This is a genomic window from Listeria swaminathanii (genome assembly GCF_014229645.1).
In the GTDB taxonomy this organism is placed as follows: Bacteria; Bacillota; Bacilli; order Lactobacillales; family Listeriaceae; genus Listeria; species Listeria swaminathanii.
This window is the reverse complement of the sequence record NZ_JAATOD010000002.1, coordinates 457,063-472,251: the sequence shown is the minus strand read 5'-3', so window position 1 is coordinate 472,251 and position 15,189 is coordinate 457,063. Positions and strand designations below refer to the sequence as shown.

18 protein-coding genes are annotated in these 15,189 nt (G+C 38.2%); 9 read left to right on the top strand and 9 right to left on the bottom strand.

From position 1 onward, the window contains the following. The first annotated feature begins 50 nt into the window (after nucleotides 1-50). Nucleotides 51-572, top strand: a complete 522-nt coding sequence (locus HCX62_RS09515) for a type 1 glutamine amidotransferase domain-containing protein (RefSeq protein WP_185638744.1) — start codon at nucleotides 51-53, stop codon at nucleotides 570-572. A 41-nt stretch (nucleotides 573-613) separates the two neighbouring features. Here HCX62_RS09515 and HCX62_RS09510 read toward each other — a convergent pair whose 3' ends face one another. Both HCX62_RS09510 and HCX62_RS09505 read right to left on the bottom strand, forming a co-directional pair. Beyond that, a complete protein-coding gene (locus tag HCX62_RS09510) occupies nucleotides 614-880 on the bottom strand; it encodes a hypothetical protein (RefSeq protein ID WP_185638742.1) in 267 nt (88 codons plus the stop codon). A 111-nt stretch (nucleotides 881-991) separates the two neighbouring features. Then, complete coding sequence (locus tag HCX62_RS09505; RefSeq protein WP_185638740.1) at nucleotides 992-2,284, bottom strand: NCS2 family permease; 1,293 nt, start codon at nucleotides 2,282-2,284, stop codon at nucleotides 992-994. Between the two features lie 172 nt (nucleotides 2,285-2,456). Here HCX62_RS09505 and HCX62_RS09500 point away from each other — a divergent pair, with 172 nt between their 5' ends. Beyond that, a complete protein-coding gene (locus HCX62_RS09500; protein WP_185638738.1) occupies nucleotides 2,457-3,086 on the top strand; it encodes an HAD family hydrolase in 630 nt (209 codons plus the stop codon). Between the two features lie 41 nt (nucleotides 3,087-3,127). Here HCX62_RS09500 and HCX62_RS09495 read toward each other — a convergent pair whose 3' ends face one another. From HCX62_RS09495 to HCX62_RS09475, 5 genes are all read right to left on the bottom strand, one after another. Continuing rightward, nucleotides 3,128-4,276 carry a pyridoxal phosphate-dependent aminotransferase gene (locus HCX62_RS09495; protein WP_185638861.1) on the bottom strand — a complete coding sequence of 383 codons (1,149 nt, stop codon included), beginning with the start codon at nucleotides 4,274-4,276 and terminating at the stop codon, nucleotides 3,128-3,130. A gap of 75 nt (nucleotides 4,277-4,351) precedes the next feature. Next, the gene (locus tag HCX62_RS09490; protein WP_185531969.1) at nucleotides 4,352-5,077 is read right to left on the bottom strand and encodes an amino acid ABC transporter ATP-binding protein; all 726 of its coding nucleotides are present in this window, start codon (nucleotides 5,075-5,077) and stop codon (nucleotides 4,352-4,354) included. Then, a complete protein-coding gene (locus tag HCX62_RS09485) occupies nucleotides 5,070-6,530 on the bottom strand; it encodes an ABC transporter substrate-binding protein/permease (protein WP_008948562.1) in 1,461 nt (486 codons plus the stop codon). Before HCX62_RS09485 ends, HCX62_RS09490 begins: the two co-directional genes overlap by 8 nt. 192 nt (nucleotides 6,531-6,722) lie before the next feature. Beyond that, complete coding sequence (locus tag HCX62_RS09480) at nucleotides 6,723-7,721, bottom strand: inorganic phosphate transporter (protein WP_185638736.1); 999 nt, start codon at nucleotides 7,719-7,721, stop codon at nucleotides 6,723-6,725. 13 nt (nucleotides 7,722-7,734) lie between these two features. Further along, nucleotides 7,735-8,355, bottom strand: a complete 621-nt coding sequence (locus HCX62_RS09475; RefSeq protein ID WP_003723380.1) for a DUF47 domain-containing protein — start codon at nucleotides 8,353-8,355, stop codon at nucleotides 7,735-7,737. A gap of 386 nt (nucleotides 8,356-8,741) precedes the next feature. On the opposite strand from HCX62_RS09475, the gene HCX62_RS09470 reads away from it, so the two are divergent. Genes HCX62_RS09470 through HCX62_RS09460 form a run of 3 tightly spaced genes read left to right on the top strand, consistent with a single transcriptional unit; the run spans nucleotide 8,742 to nucleotide 10,673 of the window. Further along, entirely contained in the window at nucleotides 8,742-9,626 is an 885-nt protein-coding gene (locus tag HCX62_RS09470; RefSeq protein ID WP_185638734.1) for an aldo/keto reductase, read from the top strand. Continuing rightward, on the top strand, nucleotides 9,623-10,279 hold the full coding sequence (locus HCX62_RS09465; RefSeq protein WP_185638733.1) for a DNA alkylation repair protein: 657 nt from the start codon (nucleotides 9,623-9,625) through the stop codon (nucleotides 10,277-10,279). The genes HCX62_RS09470 and HCX62_RS09465 overlap by 4 nt, the downstream gene beginning before the upstream one ends. Nucleotide 10,280: 1 nt before the next feature. Continuing rightward, the gene (locus HCX62_RS09460) at nucleotides 10,281-10,673 is read left to right on the top strand and encodes a VOC family protein (protein WP_185638731.1); all 393 of its coding nucleotides are present in this window, start codon (nucleotides 10,281-10,283) and stop codon (nucleotides 10,671-10,673) included. A 12-nt stretch (nucleotides 10,674-10,685) separates the two neighbouring features. Here the strand turns inward: HCX62_RS09460 and HCX62_RS09455 are convergent, their stop codons facing one another. Together HCX62_RS09455 and HCX62_RS09450 are read right to left on the bottom strand one after the other, a co-directional pair. After that, nucleotides 10,686-11,555 carry an RluA family pseudouridine synthase gene (locus tag HCX62_RS09455; protein WP_185638730.1) on the bottom strand — a complete coding sequence of 290 codons (870 nt, stop codon included), beginning with the start codon at nucleotides 11,553-11,555 and terminating at the stop codon, nucleotides 10,686-10,688. Nucleotides 11,556-11,587: 32 nt separating this feature from the next. After that, entirely contained in the window at nucleotides 11,588-12,139 is a 552-nt protein-coding gene (locus HCX62_RS09450) for a bifunctional transcriptional activator/DNA repair enzyme AdaA (protein WP_185638728.1), read from the bottom strand. A gap of 145 nt (nucleotides 12,140-12,284) precedes the next feature. Here HCX62_RS09450 and HCX62_RS09445 point away from each other — a divergent pair, with 145 nt between their 5' ends. From HCX62_RS09445 to HCX62_RS09430, 4 genes are all read left to right on the top strand, one after another. Next, a complete protein-coding gene (locus HCX62_RS09445) occupies nucleotides 12,285-12,743 on the top strand; it encodes a methylated-DNA--[protein]-cysteine S-methyltransferase (RefSeq protein ID WP_185638726.1) in 459 nt (152 codons plus the stop codon). A gap of 116 nt (nucleotides 12,744-12,859) precedes the next feature. Continuing rightward, complete coding sequence (locus HCX62_RS09440; RefSeq protein ID WP_185638859.1) at nucleotides 12,860-13,255, top strand: GntR family transcriptional regulator; 396 nt, start codon at nucleotides 12,860-12,862, stop codon at nucleotides 13,253-13,255. Further along, nucleotides 13,245-14,123, top strand: a complete 879-nt coding sequence (locus HCX62_RS09435) for an ATP-binding cassette domain-containing protein (RefSeq protein WP_185638724.1) — start codon at nucleotides 13,245-13,247, stop codon at nucleotides 14,121-14,123. Before HCX62_RS09440 ends, HCX62_RS09435 begins: the two co-directional genes overlap by 11 nt. Further along, complete coding sequence (locus HCX62_RS09430) at nucleotides 14,120-15,184, top strand: hypothetical protein (protein WP_185638722.1); 1,065 nt, start codon at nucleotides 14,120-14,122, stop codon at nucleotides 15,182-15,184. Before HCX62_RS09435 ends, HCX62_RS09430 begins: the two co-directional genes overlap by 4 nt. Nucleotides 15,185-15,189 lie beyond the last annotated feature (5 nt).

Below are 15,189 nucleotides of genomic sequence, written 5' to 3'. Positions count from 1 at the left end.
TAACAAACTAGTTATTGTTATACTGTAGAAGAGGATAGGAGGAGATTTATATGACTTTAAAAGGTAAAAAAGTTATTGCGCTTGTCAGTGAAGACTTTGAGGATTTAGAGCTTTGGTATCCAGTGCTTAGATTGCGCGAGGCTGGTGCTTCGGTGCATTTAGTGGCAGAGGAAGCGAAAAAAGTTTATCACGGTAAGTACGGAGTCCCTGTTACTTCTGACTATGATTTTGATTCTGTTCGCGCGGAAGATTATGATGGAATTTTAGTTCCAGGTGGCTGGTCCCCAGATAAGCTACGCCGTTTTGATAGCGTACTGAATTTGGTTCGTGCTTTCGATAAAGCGAAAAAGCCAATCGGCCAAATTTGCCATGCTGGATGGGTGCTTGTTTCTGCCGGGATTTTAGAAGGCGTGAATGTGACGAGTACGCCAGGAATTAAAGATGATATGACGAATGCGGGAGCTATTTGGCATAATGAGCCGGTTGTAACAGACGGACACATTATCTCAAGTCGTCGCCCACCAGACCTACCAGAATATTTACCAGCGTTCATTTCCGTTTTAGAAGATTAAAAAAAGAAGCATTCCTCAAATTGGGGATGCTTCTTTTTAGTTTAAAAGTAAAAAGTAACGATAAAGCCGATGAAACTAGGAATTGCTGCAACTAAAAGCAGGATACTCCAGCGTAATTGGCTTTTTCGACTAGGATTTCCACTGCGTCCACCAAAGGAAACGAATGCAGATAGTACAATCGAAACAACGACAATGATGGTAGTAACGATGGAATATAAAGTGGATACGGTGTAATCAGGTATCAAAAAGCTTGCTAGAAAAACAGCAACAGCAAGTGCGACACCGGCGAGCAGTGATTTTAAAAACACGACAAGTTCAACTCATTTCTAATTAGTTTCTCTCTTCTTTATAGCAAAAGACGGGGTTTTTGTCCAATAAAAAAGCGCCTACCATTGTTTGGTAGACGCTTTGTCTATTCATTAATGTGGTAAAAATGCAACGAGAATGAAGAATAATGCGGCGATGACGATTAAGAACCAGTTAAGTTCGCGCCATTTGCCAGTGAATACTTTTAGTACTGGGTACGAAATGAACCCGAATGCTAGGCCAATAGCGATGCTTGAAGTGAGTGGCATAGCTAAAATAACTAAGAATGCAGGGAAAGCTTCATCGAGTGTATCCCAGTCGATTTCTTTAACAGCGCCAATCATCATGCTACCAACAATGATAAGAGCTGGTGCGGTGATAGCGGAAATTCCGGACACAGCGCCAACAAGTGGAGCGAAGAACGCGGAAACCATGAATAATATTGCTACTGTAAGTGTTGTCAGACCAGTACGGCCACCTGTTGCAACCCCCGCGGATGATTCGATATAAGCGCTTGTTGGTGTTGTACCGAACATCGAACCAACACTTGTCGCAACAGCATCAGCCATCAATGCTTGTTTGGCATTTGGTAGTGATTCGCCTTTCATTAGGCCGGCTTTTTTAGCAACACCGATCATTGTTCCAGTTGTATCAAAAATCGTTATGAGCAGGAAAGACAAGACGACGGCGTAAAGCCCGTAACTCATCACATCACCAAAAGCGTTAAGTGGATTAGTGAAAACGAATTCTGGCATTGGTGGAAGTTTAACAATACCGTCTGTAAATTTAAGTTCACCAGTGATAAATGCGATAATACCAGTTGCAATCATCCCGATGAATAAAGCACCTTTAACGTTCAAAGCTAGAAGAATTAAAGTGATTAAAAGACCAACAATAGCTAAAATGGCTTCTTTAGAATGTAAATCACCTAAACCTACTAAGTTAGAGTCATTAGAAACGATAATACCTGTCATGCGGAAACCGAGGAAAGCGATAAATAAACCAATACCAGCTGTAATCCCGGCTTTCAAGTTGTGTGGAATGGCTTCAATGATTTTTTCACGAAGCGGTGTTAAAGATAGTAATAAGAAAATAATACCTGCTACAAAGACCGCAGCGAATGCGACCGAATAATCTAGTTTTTGTGTTGTAACTACTGTGACGAAGTAAGCGTTCATACCAAGTCCTGGCGCAATCGCGATTGGATAGTTAGCGAAAATCGCCATCCATAATGTACCGATTACTGCTGAAATGATTGTTGCCATGAAGACAGTATTGAATGGAACACCTGCTGCGGAGAGAATAGCTGGGTTAACTACTACGATATATACCATCGTTAGGAATGTAGTAAAACCAGAGATGACTTCCGTTTTAACATCTGTACCGTTTGCTTTTAATTGAAACATGCGTGTGTTTCACTCCTTTTTTAAAATCTTGCTTAATGGTAAATGACGAACATTAAAAACCACAACTTCAATATTATTCGTTTTTTACTAAAAAAGCAACCCTTTTTCGAAGATTTATAAAATAGTTTATCTATGTTACAATGAAAGCATCACTTATACTAGGAGGATGCATGTGAAGGCGGTTGTTTTTGATTTTGATGGCACCATGCTTGATACGGAGAATTTATGGTATACGGAGACAATGAAATACTTGAAAGACACGTACGATATTGATTTACCAGATGAAATTTATCAGCAAATTATCGGTACAAGTGAAGAACCGATTATTACCTATATGATGGAAGCAACGAACGGGGCTTTTGATAAAGAGGCTTTTTTAACTACCGTGGCGGATGCTTGTCATCTTGGCCAACAATCACTTGGCTTTCGTGATGGTTTCAAAGAATTTTTTGAACAAGTAAAAGCGAATGATTATAAAATTGGCCTTGCTACAAGTTCGGGTTATGCTTGGATTAAGCCTACGCTGGAACGACTTGGGATTTTAGCGGATTTTGAGACGATTCAAACCGCGGATCATGTGGATGAAATCAAGCCACATCCGGCACTTTATTTGCAAGCAGTGGCAGCTCTTGGTGTGAAACCAGAAGAAGCGATTGCGATAGAAGATTCGAAAAATGGTGCGCTGTCTGCGATGCAAGCGGGATTGAAAGTGTACATCGTGCCAAATGAAGCAACAAAAAATATTACTTTTCCAAAAGAATCGATGGTTGTTTCTTCTTTTGCAGAAATCAAATTAAAATAAAAAAGAGCAAACTTGCGAAATCAGCGAGTTTGCTCTTTTGATTAGAAGGTTAATTTGGCTAGGCGGTTAAATGCTTCTTCTAGCACGCTAATGTCTTGCGTAGCGGCCAGGCGAACATAATTATCACCAGACTCACCGAAAGCTAGCCCAGGAATAACAAGGACTTGTGTTTCCTTTAAAACATATTCTGTGAAGGAAACGGAATCCATACCAGTTTTAGAAATATTGATAAAAGCGTAAATCGAGCCTTTAAGTGGATGTAAAGATAGGTATGGAATTTCTTTTACCCGTTTTGCGATGTATTCTAGGCGTTTTTGGAAGGTTTCTGCGACTAAAGGAATGAGTGTCTCGGAATGATTTAGCGCGTATATAGCAGCTCGTTGGGACGGTGTGGGAGCTGAATAAGTAATTCCTTCGTTAATAATCTTCGCTGCTTCATTTAGATAGGCAGGAGCAATCATATATCCTAGGCGCCAACCGGTCATCGCGAAATTTTTCGACATACTACCAAACGTAATCGTATGGTCTGGCGCGAATTTGGCCATTGGTACAAAGTCTTCATAAAAACTAAAACCATCATAGACTTCATCAGATAAAATAAAGAAATCGTATTTTTTAGCTAAATTAGCGATTTTTTCAAATGTTTCTGGTGAAAAAACAGCGCCAGTTGGGTTGTTAGGTGAATTTAAAATTAGAGCTTTCGTTTTATTAGTGATGGCAGCTTCTAAAATATCGACATTAATCGCAAAGTCGTCCTTCTCATAAGTTGGAATGATAATGGGCGTACCACCAGAGTTTAATACTTGATCTTTGTAAGGGGAGAAGTAAGGCTCGTGAATAATGACTTCATCGCCGTCATCAAGAATGGTCTGTAAAGTTAAATACATGCCATGCAGTGCGCCAACTGTGGCACGAATTTGGTTGCGCTCAAAGGAAAGGTCGTAGTTGCGGCTGAAATAACCTCGAATGGCGTCAATCAGCTCCATATCTCCACCAGATTCCGTATATTTTGTATGGCCAGCTTTCACATCTTCAAAAGCAGCATTAATAATTGATTGATCTGTAATTAAATCGGGATCACCGATAGATAAATCAAGAATATCAGGCATTGTTTTTGCGAGTGTTCCAATATCAGCAAGAATGTTAACGGGCATTTGTTGATGTTTTTTTGCGATTTTTGAGTTATTCATCATGTTTAATTAGCTCCTTTTTTCTATAAGTGCAGATAAACGCCTCACCAACAGTAGGCGAGACGCAATCTTTGTTTATGCTAAAACTTTTCCTAAAAAGTCTTTTGTACGATCGTTTTGTGGGTTTCCGAACACTTCTTCTGGAGTGCCTTGTTCTTGAATTACGCCTTCGTCCATGAAGACAACGCGGTCGGCAACTTCACGTGCAAAGCCCATTTCGTGGGTTACGACGACCATGGTCATACCTTCTTTAGCAAGTGACTTCATAACGCTTAACACTTCTCCAACCATTTCTGGATCGAGTGCGGAAGTCGGTTCATCGAATAGCATCACGTCTGGATTCATTGCGAGCGCCCGAGCGATAGCGACACGTTGTTGTTGTCCGCCAGAAAGTTGTGAAGGGTAGCTGGTTGCTTTATTAGCTAAGCCTACTTTTTCAAGTAAAGATAGGGCATGCTTTTTGGCAGCTGCACTGTTTTCATTTTTTACTTTCATTGGGGCTAACATTAGGTTTTCGAGCACGTTTTTATGTGGGAATAAGTTGAAGTTTTGGAAAACCATCCCCATTTTTTGACGAAGTTCATTGACGTTGGTTTGTTTGTCCATCAGATCTTTGTTTTCGAACAGAATCGTGCCAGATGTTGGTTGTTCTAATAAGTTTAGGCAACGTAAGAAAGTACTTTTTCCGCTTCCGGAAGGGCCGATAACTACGACCACTTCTCCGGATGCGATTTCAAGGTCAATACCTTTTAAGACTTCTAATTTACCGAAATGTTTGTGTAGGTTTTTAATATCAATCACTTGTTCTCATTCTCCTTTCAGCAACACCTAGTAGTCTTGATAGGCTAAATGTTAGTACAAAGTAAATTAATGATGTAATGATTAGCGGGATAAATGGCTTGAAGCTTGCGCCTTGGACTACGCCAGTCATAAACATTAGCTCTGTTACACCGATCACGGATACGATGGAAGATTCTTTAATAACAGTAACGAATTCATTCCCAAGTGCGGGAAGAATGTTTTTCACAGCTTGCGGTAAAATGATGTAACGCATGCTTGCACTTTGCGTCATACCAAGAGAACGAGCTGCTTCCATTTGGCCTTTATTGACAGCGGAAATACCTGCACGGATAATTTCAGCAACATAAGCGGCGCTGTTTAAGGATAGGGCGATACAGCCGGAAACGAAGGCGGATACGTCCATTCCGATGATTTGCGTTCCGAAAAAGACGATGAAAATTTGAATAAGTAGCGGTGTGCCACGGACAAATTCAATATAACATGCTGCTGGCCAGCGTAACCATCTTGTTTTCGCTAGTTTCATTAAGGCTAGTAATGAACCAAGAACCGCACCACATAATACGCCGATAGCGGCTAGAGCAATCGTGATTAATGTACCGGTGATAAAGTAGTTACCATATTTTTCATAGAAGCTACCATCTTGGAACATTAGTTTATTGGCTTCTTTTTGATATTTTTTCAGTAAGCCTGTATCTTGTATATCTTTAATTGATGCGTTAACTTTTGCTTGCAAATCAGTGGAACCTTTTGGCATCGCGATGGCGGTTTCTTTGCTACCGTTCACGAATTTAATATCGGCCATTGCTAGTGTTTTATCTTGGCTAATATAAGCTTCGGCAACAGGGCCTTCTAGCACAACGGCATCGACTTTGTTGCTTTTTAGGTTAAGAATGAGGTCGGGTACTTTTTGAAGGGACACAACATCTGAACCAACAAGTTCATTTTGTGCTAATTCTTCTTGGGTAGTTTGTTTTTGGGCGCCAACTTTAACACCGCTAAAGTCATTCACGCTTGTAAATTTATCTTTGTCCGTTTTTCTAACTACAACACGTTGTTGGACGAACATGTATGGATCAGAAAAATCTACTTCTTTTTGGCGTTCTGGTGTTGGTGACATCCCAGAAATAATCATATCAATCTTGCCAGTTTTTAGTGAGCCGAGCAAGCTATCGAAGTTCATTTCTTTAATATCTAATTTAACATCTAAATCCTTGGCAATTTTTTCGGCAATGCTTACATCAAAACCAACGACTTTATCCTTACCGTCGATTGTTTGATGAAATTCATACGGTGGATAGTCAGCGGAAAGTCCGACTGTTAATACACCTTTTTCTTGAATTTTAGTTAAGGTTTCATCCTTAGTATCAGCGGCGAACACAGTAGTGAAGCCAGAAAATACAAATATAAAAACAAGTAAAATTGCTGCGAACTTTTGTAATAAATGCTTCTGCATAAGTACAACTCCCTTTGGTATTTGAGTAATTTATAATAAATGAATCGTTATTATCGATGTTTATTATAATACATCAAAATGAGTAAATATGCAATATGTTTTTAAAATAATCTTGTTTTATACTAATTTTTATTCATTTTATTCAAAAATGTGTATAAAAAGAGCCTCGCATAAGCAAGGCTCTAAAAGTTATTAAAGAAAGAGTCTTAGTACATAGAAGATAAGTGCTGCAATGGTTGCAGAAATAGGAAGTGTGATAACCCATGTGATAATCATGCGTTGTGCAGTATCCCATTTGACACCTTTCACACGGTGAGCTGTTCCAACACCAAGGATAGAAGAGCTGATTACGTGTGTTGTACTAACTGGTAAGTGAATGAAAGTGGCACCGAAAATAATGATAACGGAACTTAAATCAGCCGCTACACCATTAACTGGTTTGATTTTCATGATTTTACCGCCGACAGTTTTGATGATTTTCCAACCACCAATACTCGTACCAATCGCCATAGCAATCGCACAGGATACTTGAACCCATAATTGCACATCATCGGTTGTTTGGAAACCACTAGCAATTAATGCCATTGTGATAATCCCCATTGATTTTTGTGCATCATTTGTTCCGTGTGTGTAAGATTGTAGCGCGGCTGTTCCGACTTGAATCATCCGGAAACGCCGATTGGTCGTGGCTAAGTTTAAGTTCTTCAAGAAAACCTTGAAGAGTGAATATATCGTGTAACCGACTACGAAAGCAAGTACAGGAGATACTAATAAACCAATGATGATTTTAGTAAACCCGCTGTATTCGATTGCTGCAAATCCAGCTGATGCAATTGCTGCACCGGCGATGGAACCAATCAAGGCATGAGAGGAACTACTAGGAATTCCAAAATACCAAGTGATTAAATTCCATGCAATAGCTGAAAGTAATGCTGCTAAAATAACAAGTTCCCCGTGATCTAAGGCGAATGGGTTAACAATGTCTTTAGTAATAGTTTTAGCAACCCCTGTGAATGAAATAGCACCCACAAAGTTCATTACAGCAGCGAGAATAATCGCATGTCGTGGTTTTAAAGCTTTTGTAGAGACACTAGTCGCAATGGCGTTAGCTGTATCATGAAACCCGTTAATTAGGTCAAAAGCTAGCGCGGCAAGTACGATGACGAGGGTGATGAGAAACATTCCTTCCATCTATCTAGTCCCCTTACGCATTTTTCATGACAATTGATTCAAGCGTATTGGCAACGCTTTGACAACTATCAGCAATGTCTTCTAATTTTTCATAAACTTCTCTTAGACGAATAAGTTTAATTGGATCTTTTTCGTTTTGGAAAAGTTGGATTAGTGATTCGCGGTAAACATCATCACATTGAGATTCATAATCTTTAATTTGAATTGCAAGTTTACGAACGTCTTTAAGTTTTTTATCAAAAACAAGATCAACTGCTTTTTCAATTTCAACAGTGCTTGCTTGAATAGCTTGGATAAATTTAGTCATGTATTCATCATAATGAGTGATTTGACAGATTTCTAGTGAGAAAGCTGTTTCATCAAGTGCATCCATCACGTCGTCTAGGCGGTTAGTTAGTTCTAACATATCCTCACGCTCGATTGGTGTAATGAAAGCGTCGTTTAATTCCATAATCATTTTGTGAACCATGGAGTCCCCAGCTGTTTCATATTCTTTGATTTTGTTCGAGAAAGTATGTAGATCCTCTACCGAATTGATGTTGTAAGTTGCAAAGAAATTTGCACCTTCATGTAAATTTACTGCAATGTCATGCAGCAGCGAAGCAAAACGGTCTTTTTTATTTTTAAAAGCCATTTTCTTAATTCCCCCGATCATTTTTGGTCATTAATAATCAGCTCGCTTTTACTTTAAAAAGGGAGCTTTTTTCTTAACGATAAGTTAACAAAAATTAATAAAAAACTTGATAGATCTTTACCACAAATTAATACTAACATAGGATGGGAATAAATAGGAAACTTTTTTTTGAAGGCTCTCTAAATAAAGTCTCTGATAGCGTTTCCAATGGCTATTTTTAGGTATTTCACTAAATGAATAAAAAAAGTAGATTTTTTGTGGCTTTTTATTAGGAGAGTAAGGCGCATTTCGGTATACTGGTTTTAAAATATAAATTTGCGAAAATAGTGTATAATTCATTTAAGAGAAAAAGTTCACAAAACAGTTTTCGTGAGGAGGGTTTCGTTTTGACAAAAACTTTACAAGACAGAATGATACTACCGGGGAATGAGACAATTCCTTATATTGGACTTGGTGTGTTTCAAGTAAAAGAACAGGAATTTATCGCTGGTGCTGTGGAGAAGGCCATTGAAGTTGGTTATCGGTTGTTTGATACGGCGGCAGTTTATAATAATGAGGCAATTGTTGGGCAAGCTGTTGCGGATAGTGCGGTTTCGCGCGAAGAATTATTTATTAGCTCGAAAGTGTGGAACGGCGATCTTGGCTATGATGAGACATTATTTGCGTTTGAGCGGACGCTTCGCAATTTAAAACTGGATTATTTGGATTTATATTTGATTCACTGGCCAGTTGCGGGGAAATACCGTGATTCTTGGCGGGCAATGGAACGGCTACATGATGAAAAATTGATTAAATCGATTGGGGTTGCGAATTTCAAGCAACATCATTTAAGTGATTTATTGGTCGCTGCAAATGAAAAACCAGTTTTAAATCAAGTGGAAACGCATCCACTTTTACCGCAAAATGATCTTCGGAAATACTTGGCGGAACAAAATATCGCACATGCTGCTTGGTCGCCGCTTGCAAAAGGGATTTTAATGCAAAATCCAGTGATTACGGAAATTGCAAAAAAACATCAAGCTTCTGTGGATCAAGTGATTTTACAATGGCATTTGAACCGAGATACGATTATTTTTCCTAAGTCGATCACTTCTAGTCGTATTGAAGAAAATTCGCGCTTGTCGTATTTCCAACTGGATGCAAGTGATATGGAAAAAATTGATCGCTTGGAAACTGGAAAACGTGTGGGGCCAGATCCAGATGATTTGGAGTACTTTTTAAGTAGCATTGAACGTGAACGCGCTTATCTAACAGGCGGGAAAACTAAATGACCGACATCCAAACATTATTTCGCGCTCACGGCTCACCTGCAGATGCCCTGCCAATGGAAGCATACATGAAAAACCAATTTACTTTTTTAGGGATTAGAGCTGGCGAACGAAGAAAATTACTGGCAGAATTTTTAAAAGAAAATGGAGCGCCAACTGATTTGCTGGGACTCACGGTAGCTTTATTTGCCGAGGAAGAACGCGAATTTCAATATGTCGCGATTGATTTATTGAGCCGCTATGGTAAAAAGCAGCCTAGTGAAGCGATAGAAATATATGAAAAGTTAATCGTAACGAAGTCTTGGTGGGATACGGTGGACGGTTTAGCGGGAACAGTGGTAAGCAATCATTTTAAGCTGTATCCAGAGTTGATTTCTACTTACAATGAAGCATGGATAAATGGAGATAATATTTGGCTGGCTCGAACGGCAATTTTATTTCAATTAAAGTATAAAGACAAAACCGATACAGATTTGTTATTTTCCAACTGCGAAAAATGGCTTGGCTCCAAAGAGTTCTTTATTCAAAAAGCAATTGGTTGGGCACTTAGACAATATGCAAAAGTGGATAGTGAGGCAGTTCGTCTTTTTGTAAATAGCCATCCGCTTGCACCACTTAGCCGAAGAGAAGCGCTAAAGCATATTGGGGAGGCGTAAAATGTTACATCATGTAGAAATTTATGTAGCTGATTTAGAAAAAAGTCGTCTGTTTTGGTCAGAACTGCTAGAAGAACTTTCTTATGAGTTGTATCAGTCTTGGAATGAAGGTTTTAGTTATAAATGTGGCGAGACGTATTTGGTATTCGTGCAAACGGAGGAATCGTTTATTGCAGAAGGTTATCACCGGAAACGAATTGGTCTCAATCATTTAGCTTTTCACGGTGGCACAAAAGAACGTGTGGATGATTTTCGAGCAAAATTAAAAGCAAAAGGAATCAAGCTTCTTTACGAAGAGCGATATCCTTTTGCTGGTGGCGAAAATCATTATGCGGTATTTTTTGAAGATCCAAATGGTATGAAAGTAGAAATTTGTACAGAAGTCACAACGTAATGTTGTGGCTTTTTAAAATACCCAATCATCCCCGGCTGGTGCGGAAAAGTTCATTTTTTTGCCTTTGAAAGGATGATTTAAATGTAATTTCTCGGCGTGTAGCATGATGCGGTTAGCACGAGGTGAGCCGCCGTAAAGCGTATCGCCAATGATTGGATGACCGATACCGCTTAAATGAACACGGATTTGGTGCGTCCGGCCAGTTTCGATTTGGCATTCTACAAGAGAAGTGTTTTTTTCATTATCATTTTCTAGCACTTTCACATGAGTTACAGCAGGCTGGCCGTATGGGCTGATTTGGCGTCTAGAGCCGTGATGGCGATCTTCACCGATTGGTTTGTTAATCGTTTGCATCACAAGTCCCCAAGTGCCGTCAACAGCCGCAAGATAAGTCCGGTGAATTGCTCTATTCTCCATTTGCCATGAAAGTCCAGCAATAGCTAATTTATTTTTCGCAAAAAGGACCAGGCCAGAAGTTGTTTGATCAAGACGATGCACAGCTAAGGCGTTCGCTTCTTGATCCGTTTTTTCTAAATAATATTGTACCGCATTTGCGCACGTATCTCTTTCATAACTATCATTTGGATGAGTTTTCATACCAACAGGTTTGTTCACGACAAGTAAAAAATCATCTTCATAAATAATTTCTAAATCATACGCGTAAACCGGAATTTTTTCGTGCAAAATGATGGGTAAAGAAAGACTAGCTCCAACAAAAAGTGGCGTATTCCAATCTTCAAGCGGCTTATTGTTAAGTAACACATCTTGAGACATGCGAATTTCATGGCGCGCTTTTTTTCCTAGGTGGAATTTTTCTTGCAAAATAGTAGTTAATGAAAGACCTTCCCAATCTTCTAAAATGGGTAATGTTACATGTGTCATAATTGTATCATCCGTTCTAAATTAAATTTTTATTATTGTGTAAGTCGAAATTTCTTTGGCGACAAGCCAATATGTCTTTTAAAAGTGGTAGAAAAATGAGAGGGATTTGGAAAGCCGGACATTTTTCCGATAGTTTCAATGGATTGGTCGGTATGAAGCAGTTGCTGTTTTGCATAATTAATCCGAACGTTCTCGAGATAGGTAATAGGTGTAATTGTCGTAATCCGCTTAAATGTTCGGTGCAAATGATACGGGCTTCCGTGACAATCATCCGCAATGATTTGCAACGTGAGTGGTTTTGAGAAATTTTCATTAATATAGGTTTCGATATTATTGACCCATTCTGCATCAGGTAGCGCAGAACCACCAGATTTACATCGTTTACAAGCGCGATATCCATTCGAAAAAGCTTCCTCCGCACTATGAAAAATGACAATATTTTCTTTTTTAGGTAATCGTGATTTACAAGAAGGATAGCAGAAAATTTTCGTAGACGTAACGCCATAGAAAAAGCTACCATCAGCTGCCTTGTCATTCGTTGAAATTGCTTGCCATCTTTTTTTGGTTAAGTAATAATCCGACAATGTTATCACCTCAACTTCTTATTAATCATAAACGTTATTAAAGTAAATTGCGAGTAAAACTTTTCTAATCTTGCTTTTATAACAAAAGTACATAGGAAATCCATCGAGTTAAGCGTATAATTAATAGTGGAAAGAGGTGAAGGAAATGGCTGATTTTTATTATGATACTATCCATTTTTTAGAAAACGACCTTTATATTGCCGCGACAGACACAGGCCTAGCTTACGTTGGAACACAAGAAGAAAAAATTCATTCAGCAACGTTCGCTCCAGAAAAAATCACGATATATAAAGACGAAATTCGTGCTTATTTGAACGGAGAACTTACAGAATTTACGTTATCTATTGATTTATCCGCGACTCCTCTGCAACTCGAGGTATTTAACGCATTAAAAACAATCCCATATGGAGAAACGAGAACCTATACAGAAATCGCTGAACAAATAAATCGTCCCATGGCAGTGCGCGCGGTGGGAACAGCAATTGGCAAAAATCCATTACTTTTAGTTATACCGTGCCACCGTGTTATTGGCAAAAATGGTAAATTAACTGGTTATAGTGGCGGAATAGCGATGAAACAATCATTACTAAGTTTAGAAAAATAAAGTTTAAATCAATTTTCTTTTTAATAAGGGAATTGATTTATTTTTTTATCTACTGTACTATAGTAACTAGTACAATTAGTTCTCTTATAGTAGAGTTCATGAAAGCAGGGGGAGAGATGTTTACGATTAATACAAAAAGTCAGCTACCAATTTATGAACAAATCGTCCAAATAATTAAAGAACAAGTTGTCAAAGGGATACTAAAAGAAGGCGAAAAGATAATGTCGATCCGTGAATTTGCCAGTAGAATAGGAGTGAATCCAAATACTGTGAGTAAAGCTTACCAAGAATTAGAACGGCAAGAAGTTATCGTCACGGTCAAAGGAAAAGGAACCTTTATTGCGAACCAAAGAGATAAAGTTAATTCACCAAAAAAGTTAGCCGAAACAAAAGTAAAGTTAAAAGAAACAATACTCGACTTAGTCTACCTTGGAATTAATGTGGAGGAAATACATAGATTATCAGAAGAATACAGTCAAGACATCATTGGAGGTGACGTGGTTGAAGGTTGATGCGCTGAGTAAAAAAATTGATGGAAAACTCTTACTGGATAAAATAACATTCGAAGTAAAACCTGGAGAAATTGTCGGTATTGTAGGGCGAAATGGCGTGGGGAAAACGACTCTTTTTCGAACTATAATGGGCTTTTATATCCCTGATGAGGGGGATGTATTTCTAGAGGAACCGTTAAGCAAAAATCCCCAACTAAAGCAAAAATTATTCATGCTTCAAGATAATTTGAGTTGCTGGGATGGCTATAAAATTCCAACGATTAAAAAATTCTATCAAAAAACATATCCATTATTTGATGGAGTCAAATTTGATGAGTTAATGAAGCAAGTCAACCTAGCCACAGATGTAAAATTCCAAAATTATTCTAAAGGAATGAAAGGTCTTTTTGGCCTCGTTCTTGCGCTTTCTATAGGAGCCGACTATATTTTGCTGGATGAACCAATGGAAGGTCTCGATATTATCGCTCAAAAGAAAATTATGGGCATCTTGTTAGAAGAAGTGGAGAAACGAAAACTAGGTATTATTATTTCTTCCCATCGTTTAGCTGATTTAGATCCGATTGCTGATTATATTCATATTTTGCAAGATAATCATATTGAAGAATCGTATCATCTGGAATCGCTTCGGGAACAAGCCGTTAAAATCCAAATTGCTTTTGAAAATAAAAAAATTCCGGCTATTTTACTAGAAAATGGGAAAGTGATTAATAAATATGGCCGTGTATACACCATTTTATTCCGAGATATGAACACGGAATTATATGCGGCGATTAAGAAAGAAAAACCAATTTTCATGGATGAACTCGCAGTAACGTTAGAAGACTTGTTTATCTATCATCTAGAAGAACAAGGGGGCGAGGAAGCATGAGTACAGGACTTATCTGGAAAGAATGGCGTCAGAATGCTTGGGTTTTTATATTTATCGTCATCGCGTTCGTCGGTTCAGAAGCTACAACGGCGATGAATACAGTGAACTTATTTAACGAAAACTATAAATATTATCAGTCGGATGAATTTCAAAAAGTAAACTCAACCGATCAAATAATGACGGGTAATGAAATAAAAAATGATTTAAGTTTAACGCCGTATGATTTTGAAGGAAATTTAGCACTTTTCTTCTATGTATTTTTATTCTTAGGATTGAAATTAACCGTTTTTGAGAAGAATAAGCAAATGGATTATTTTACATTTGGATTGCCCTATTCGAGGAAGCAGATATTTTGGCATAAGATGCTTATTCCACTTGTTTTGATTATCTTAGTAGTTCCGATAATTATTTTCTTGAGGTTTATGTATATTTATCAGCAAATACCAGAAATATATTTACCAAGTGTGTTGGATGCATTTACGTATATTAGCTCTTTTTCACTGCTGTTTCTATTCTCGTACATGCTAGCAATGGCGGTTGGGAATTTAGTCGGGGAAATAATTACGGCAAGTATTATCGCAATTGGATCTGTTATCAGCTTCTTATATATGTTCCCAGGCGCGCTAACTAATTTGGTCGTCGGTTTTAAAGCTTATTTTGCTGGGAAGATAATTGCAGATGTCGATGGTGGGGCAGTGATGTTGTTTAATGCGCTACCTACCCCGATTTTAAGAGGAGGCATGGCTTTAGGTGAGTTTGTTGTTTTAATTGTTCTATCAATAGGCATGCTAGTTATTAGTTGGTACGCAATGAAAACAGCTTCCTTAGAAAATAATGGTAGATTCTTGATGAATAACAAATTCCGTCTGCCAATACTTATCATTGGTTCTATTTACATCACTATTTGTTTAAGCGGCCATTATGCCAGTTTCGAATATGCAAAATTAATTACGACAGGGCAAGTTGTTGGTTTAGTAGTTAAAATGATCTTAATTTTAGTTGCATCCATCATTGCTTTTTGGATACTTATGTACAAATGGAAAACGTTGAGAAAACATTAAAAAAA

Coding starts and splice junctions, on each gene's coding strand:
- HCX62_RS09445 (WP_185638726.1), top strand. CDS start 12,285: ATGGCTGATTTTTATTATGATACTATCCATTTTTTAGAAAACGACCTT.
- HCX62_RS09460 (WP_185638731.1), top strand. CDS start 10,281: ATGTTACATCATGTAGAAATTTATGTAGCTGATTTAGAAAAAAGTCGT.
- HCX62_RS09485 (WP_008948562.1), bottom strand. CDS start 6,530: ATGCAGAAGCATTTATTACAAAAGTTCGCAGCAATTTTACTTGTTTTT.
- HCX62_RS09440 (WP_185638859.1), top strand. CDS start 12,860: ATGTTTACGATTAATACAAAAAGTCAGCTACCAATTTATGAACAAATC.
- HCX62_RS09505 (WP_185638740.1), bottom strand. CDS start 2,284: ATGTTTCAATTAAAAGCAAACGGTACAGATGTTAAAACGGAAGTCATC.
- HCX62_RS09515 (WP_185638744.1), top strand. CDS start 51: ATGACTTTAAAAGGTAAAAAAGTTATTGCGCTTGTCAGTGAAGACTTT.
- HCX62_RS09465 (WP_185638733.1), top strand. CDS start 9,623: ATGACCGACATCCAAACATTATTTCGCGCTCACGGCTCACCTGCAGAT.
- HCX62_RS09430 (WP_185638722.1), top strand. CDS start 14,120: ATGAGTACAGGACTTATCTGGAAAGAATGGCGTCAGAATGCTTGGGTT.
- HCX62_RS09475 (WP_003723380.1), bottom strand. CDS start 8,355: ATGGCTTTTAAAAATAAAAAAGACCGTTTTGCTTCGCTGCTGCATGAC.
- HCX62_RS09495 (WP_185638861.1), bottom strand. CDS start 4,276: ATGAATAACTCAAAAATCGCAAAAAAACATCAACAAATGCCCGTTAAC.
- HCX62_RS09455 (WP_185638730.1), bottom strand. CDS start 11,555: ATGACACATGTAACATTACCCATTTTAGAAGATTGGGAAGGTCTTTCA.
- HCX62_RS09480 (WP_185638736.1), bottom strand. CDS start 7,721: ATGGAAGGAATGTTTCTCATCACCCTCGTCATCGTACTTGCCGCGCTA.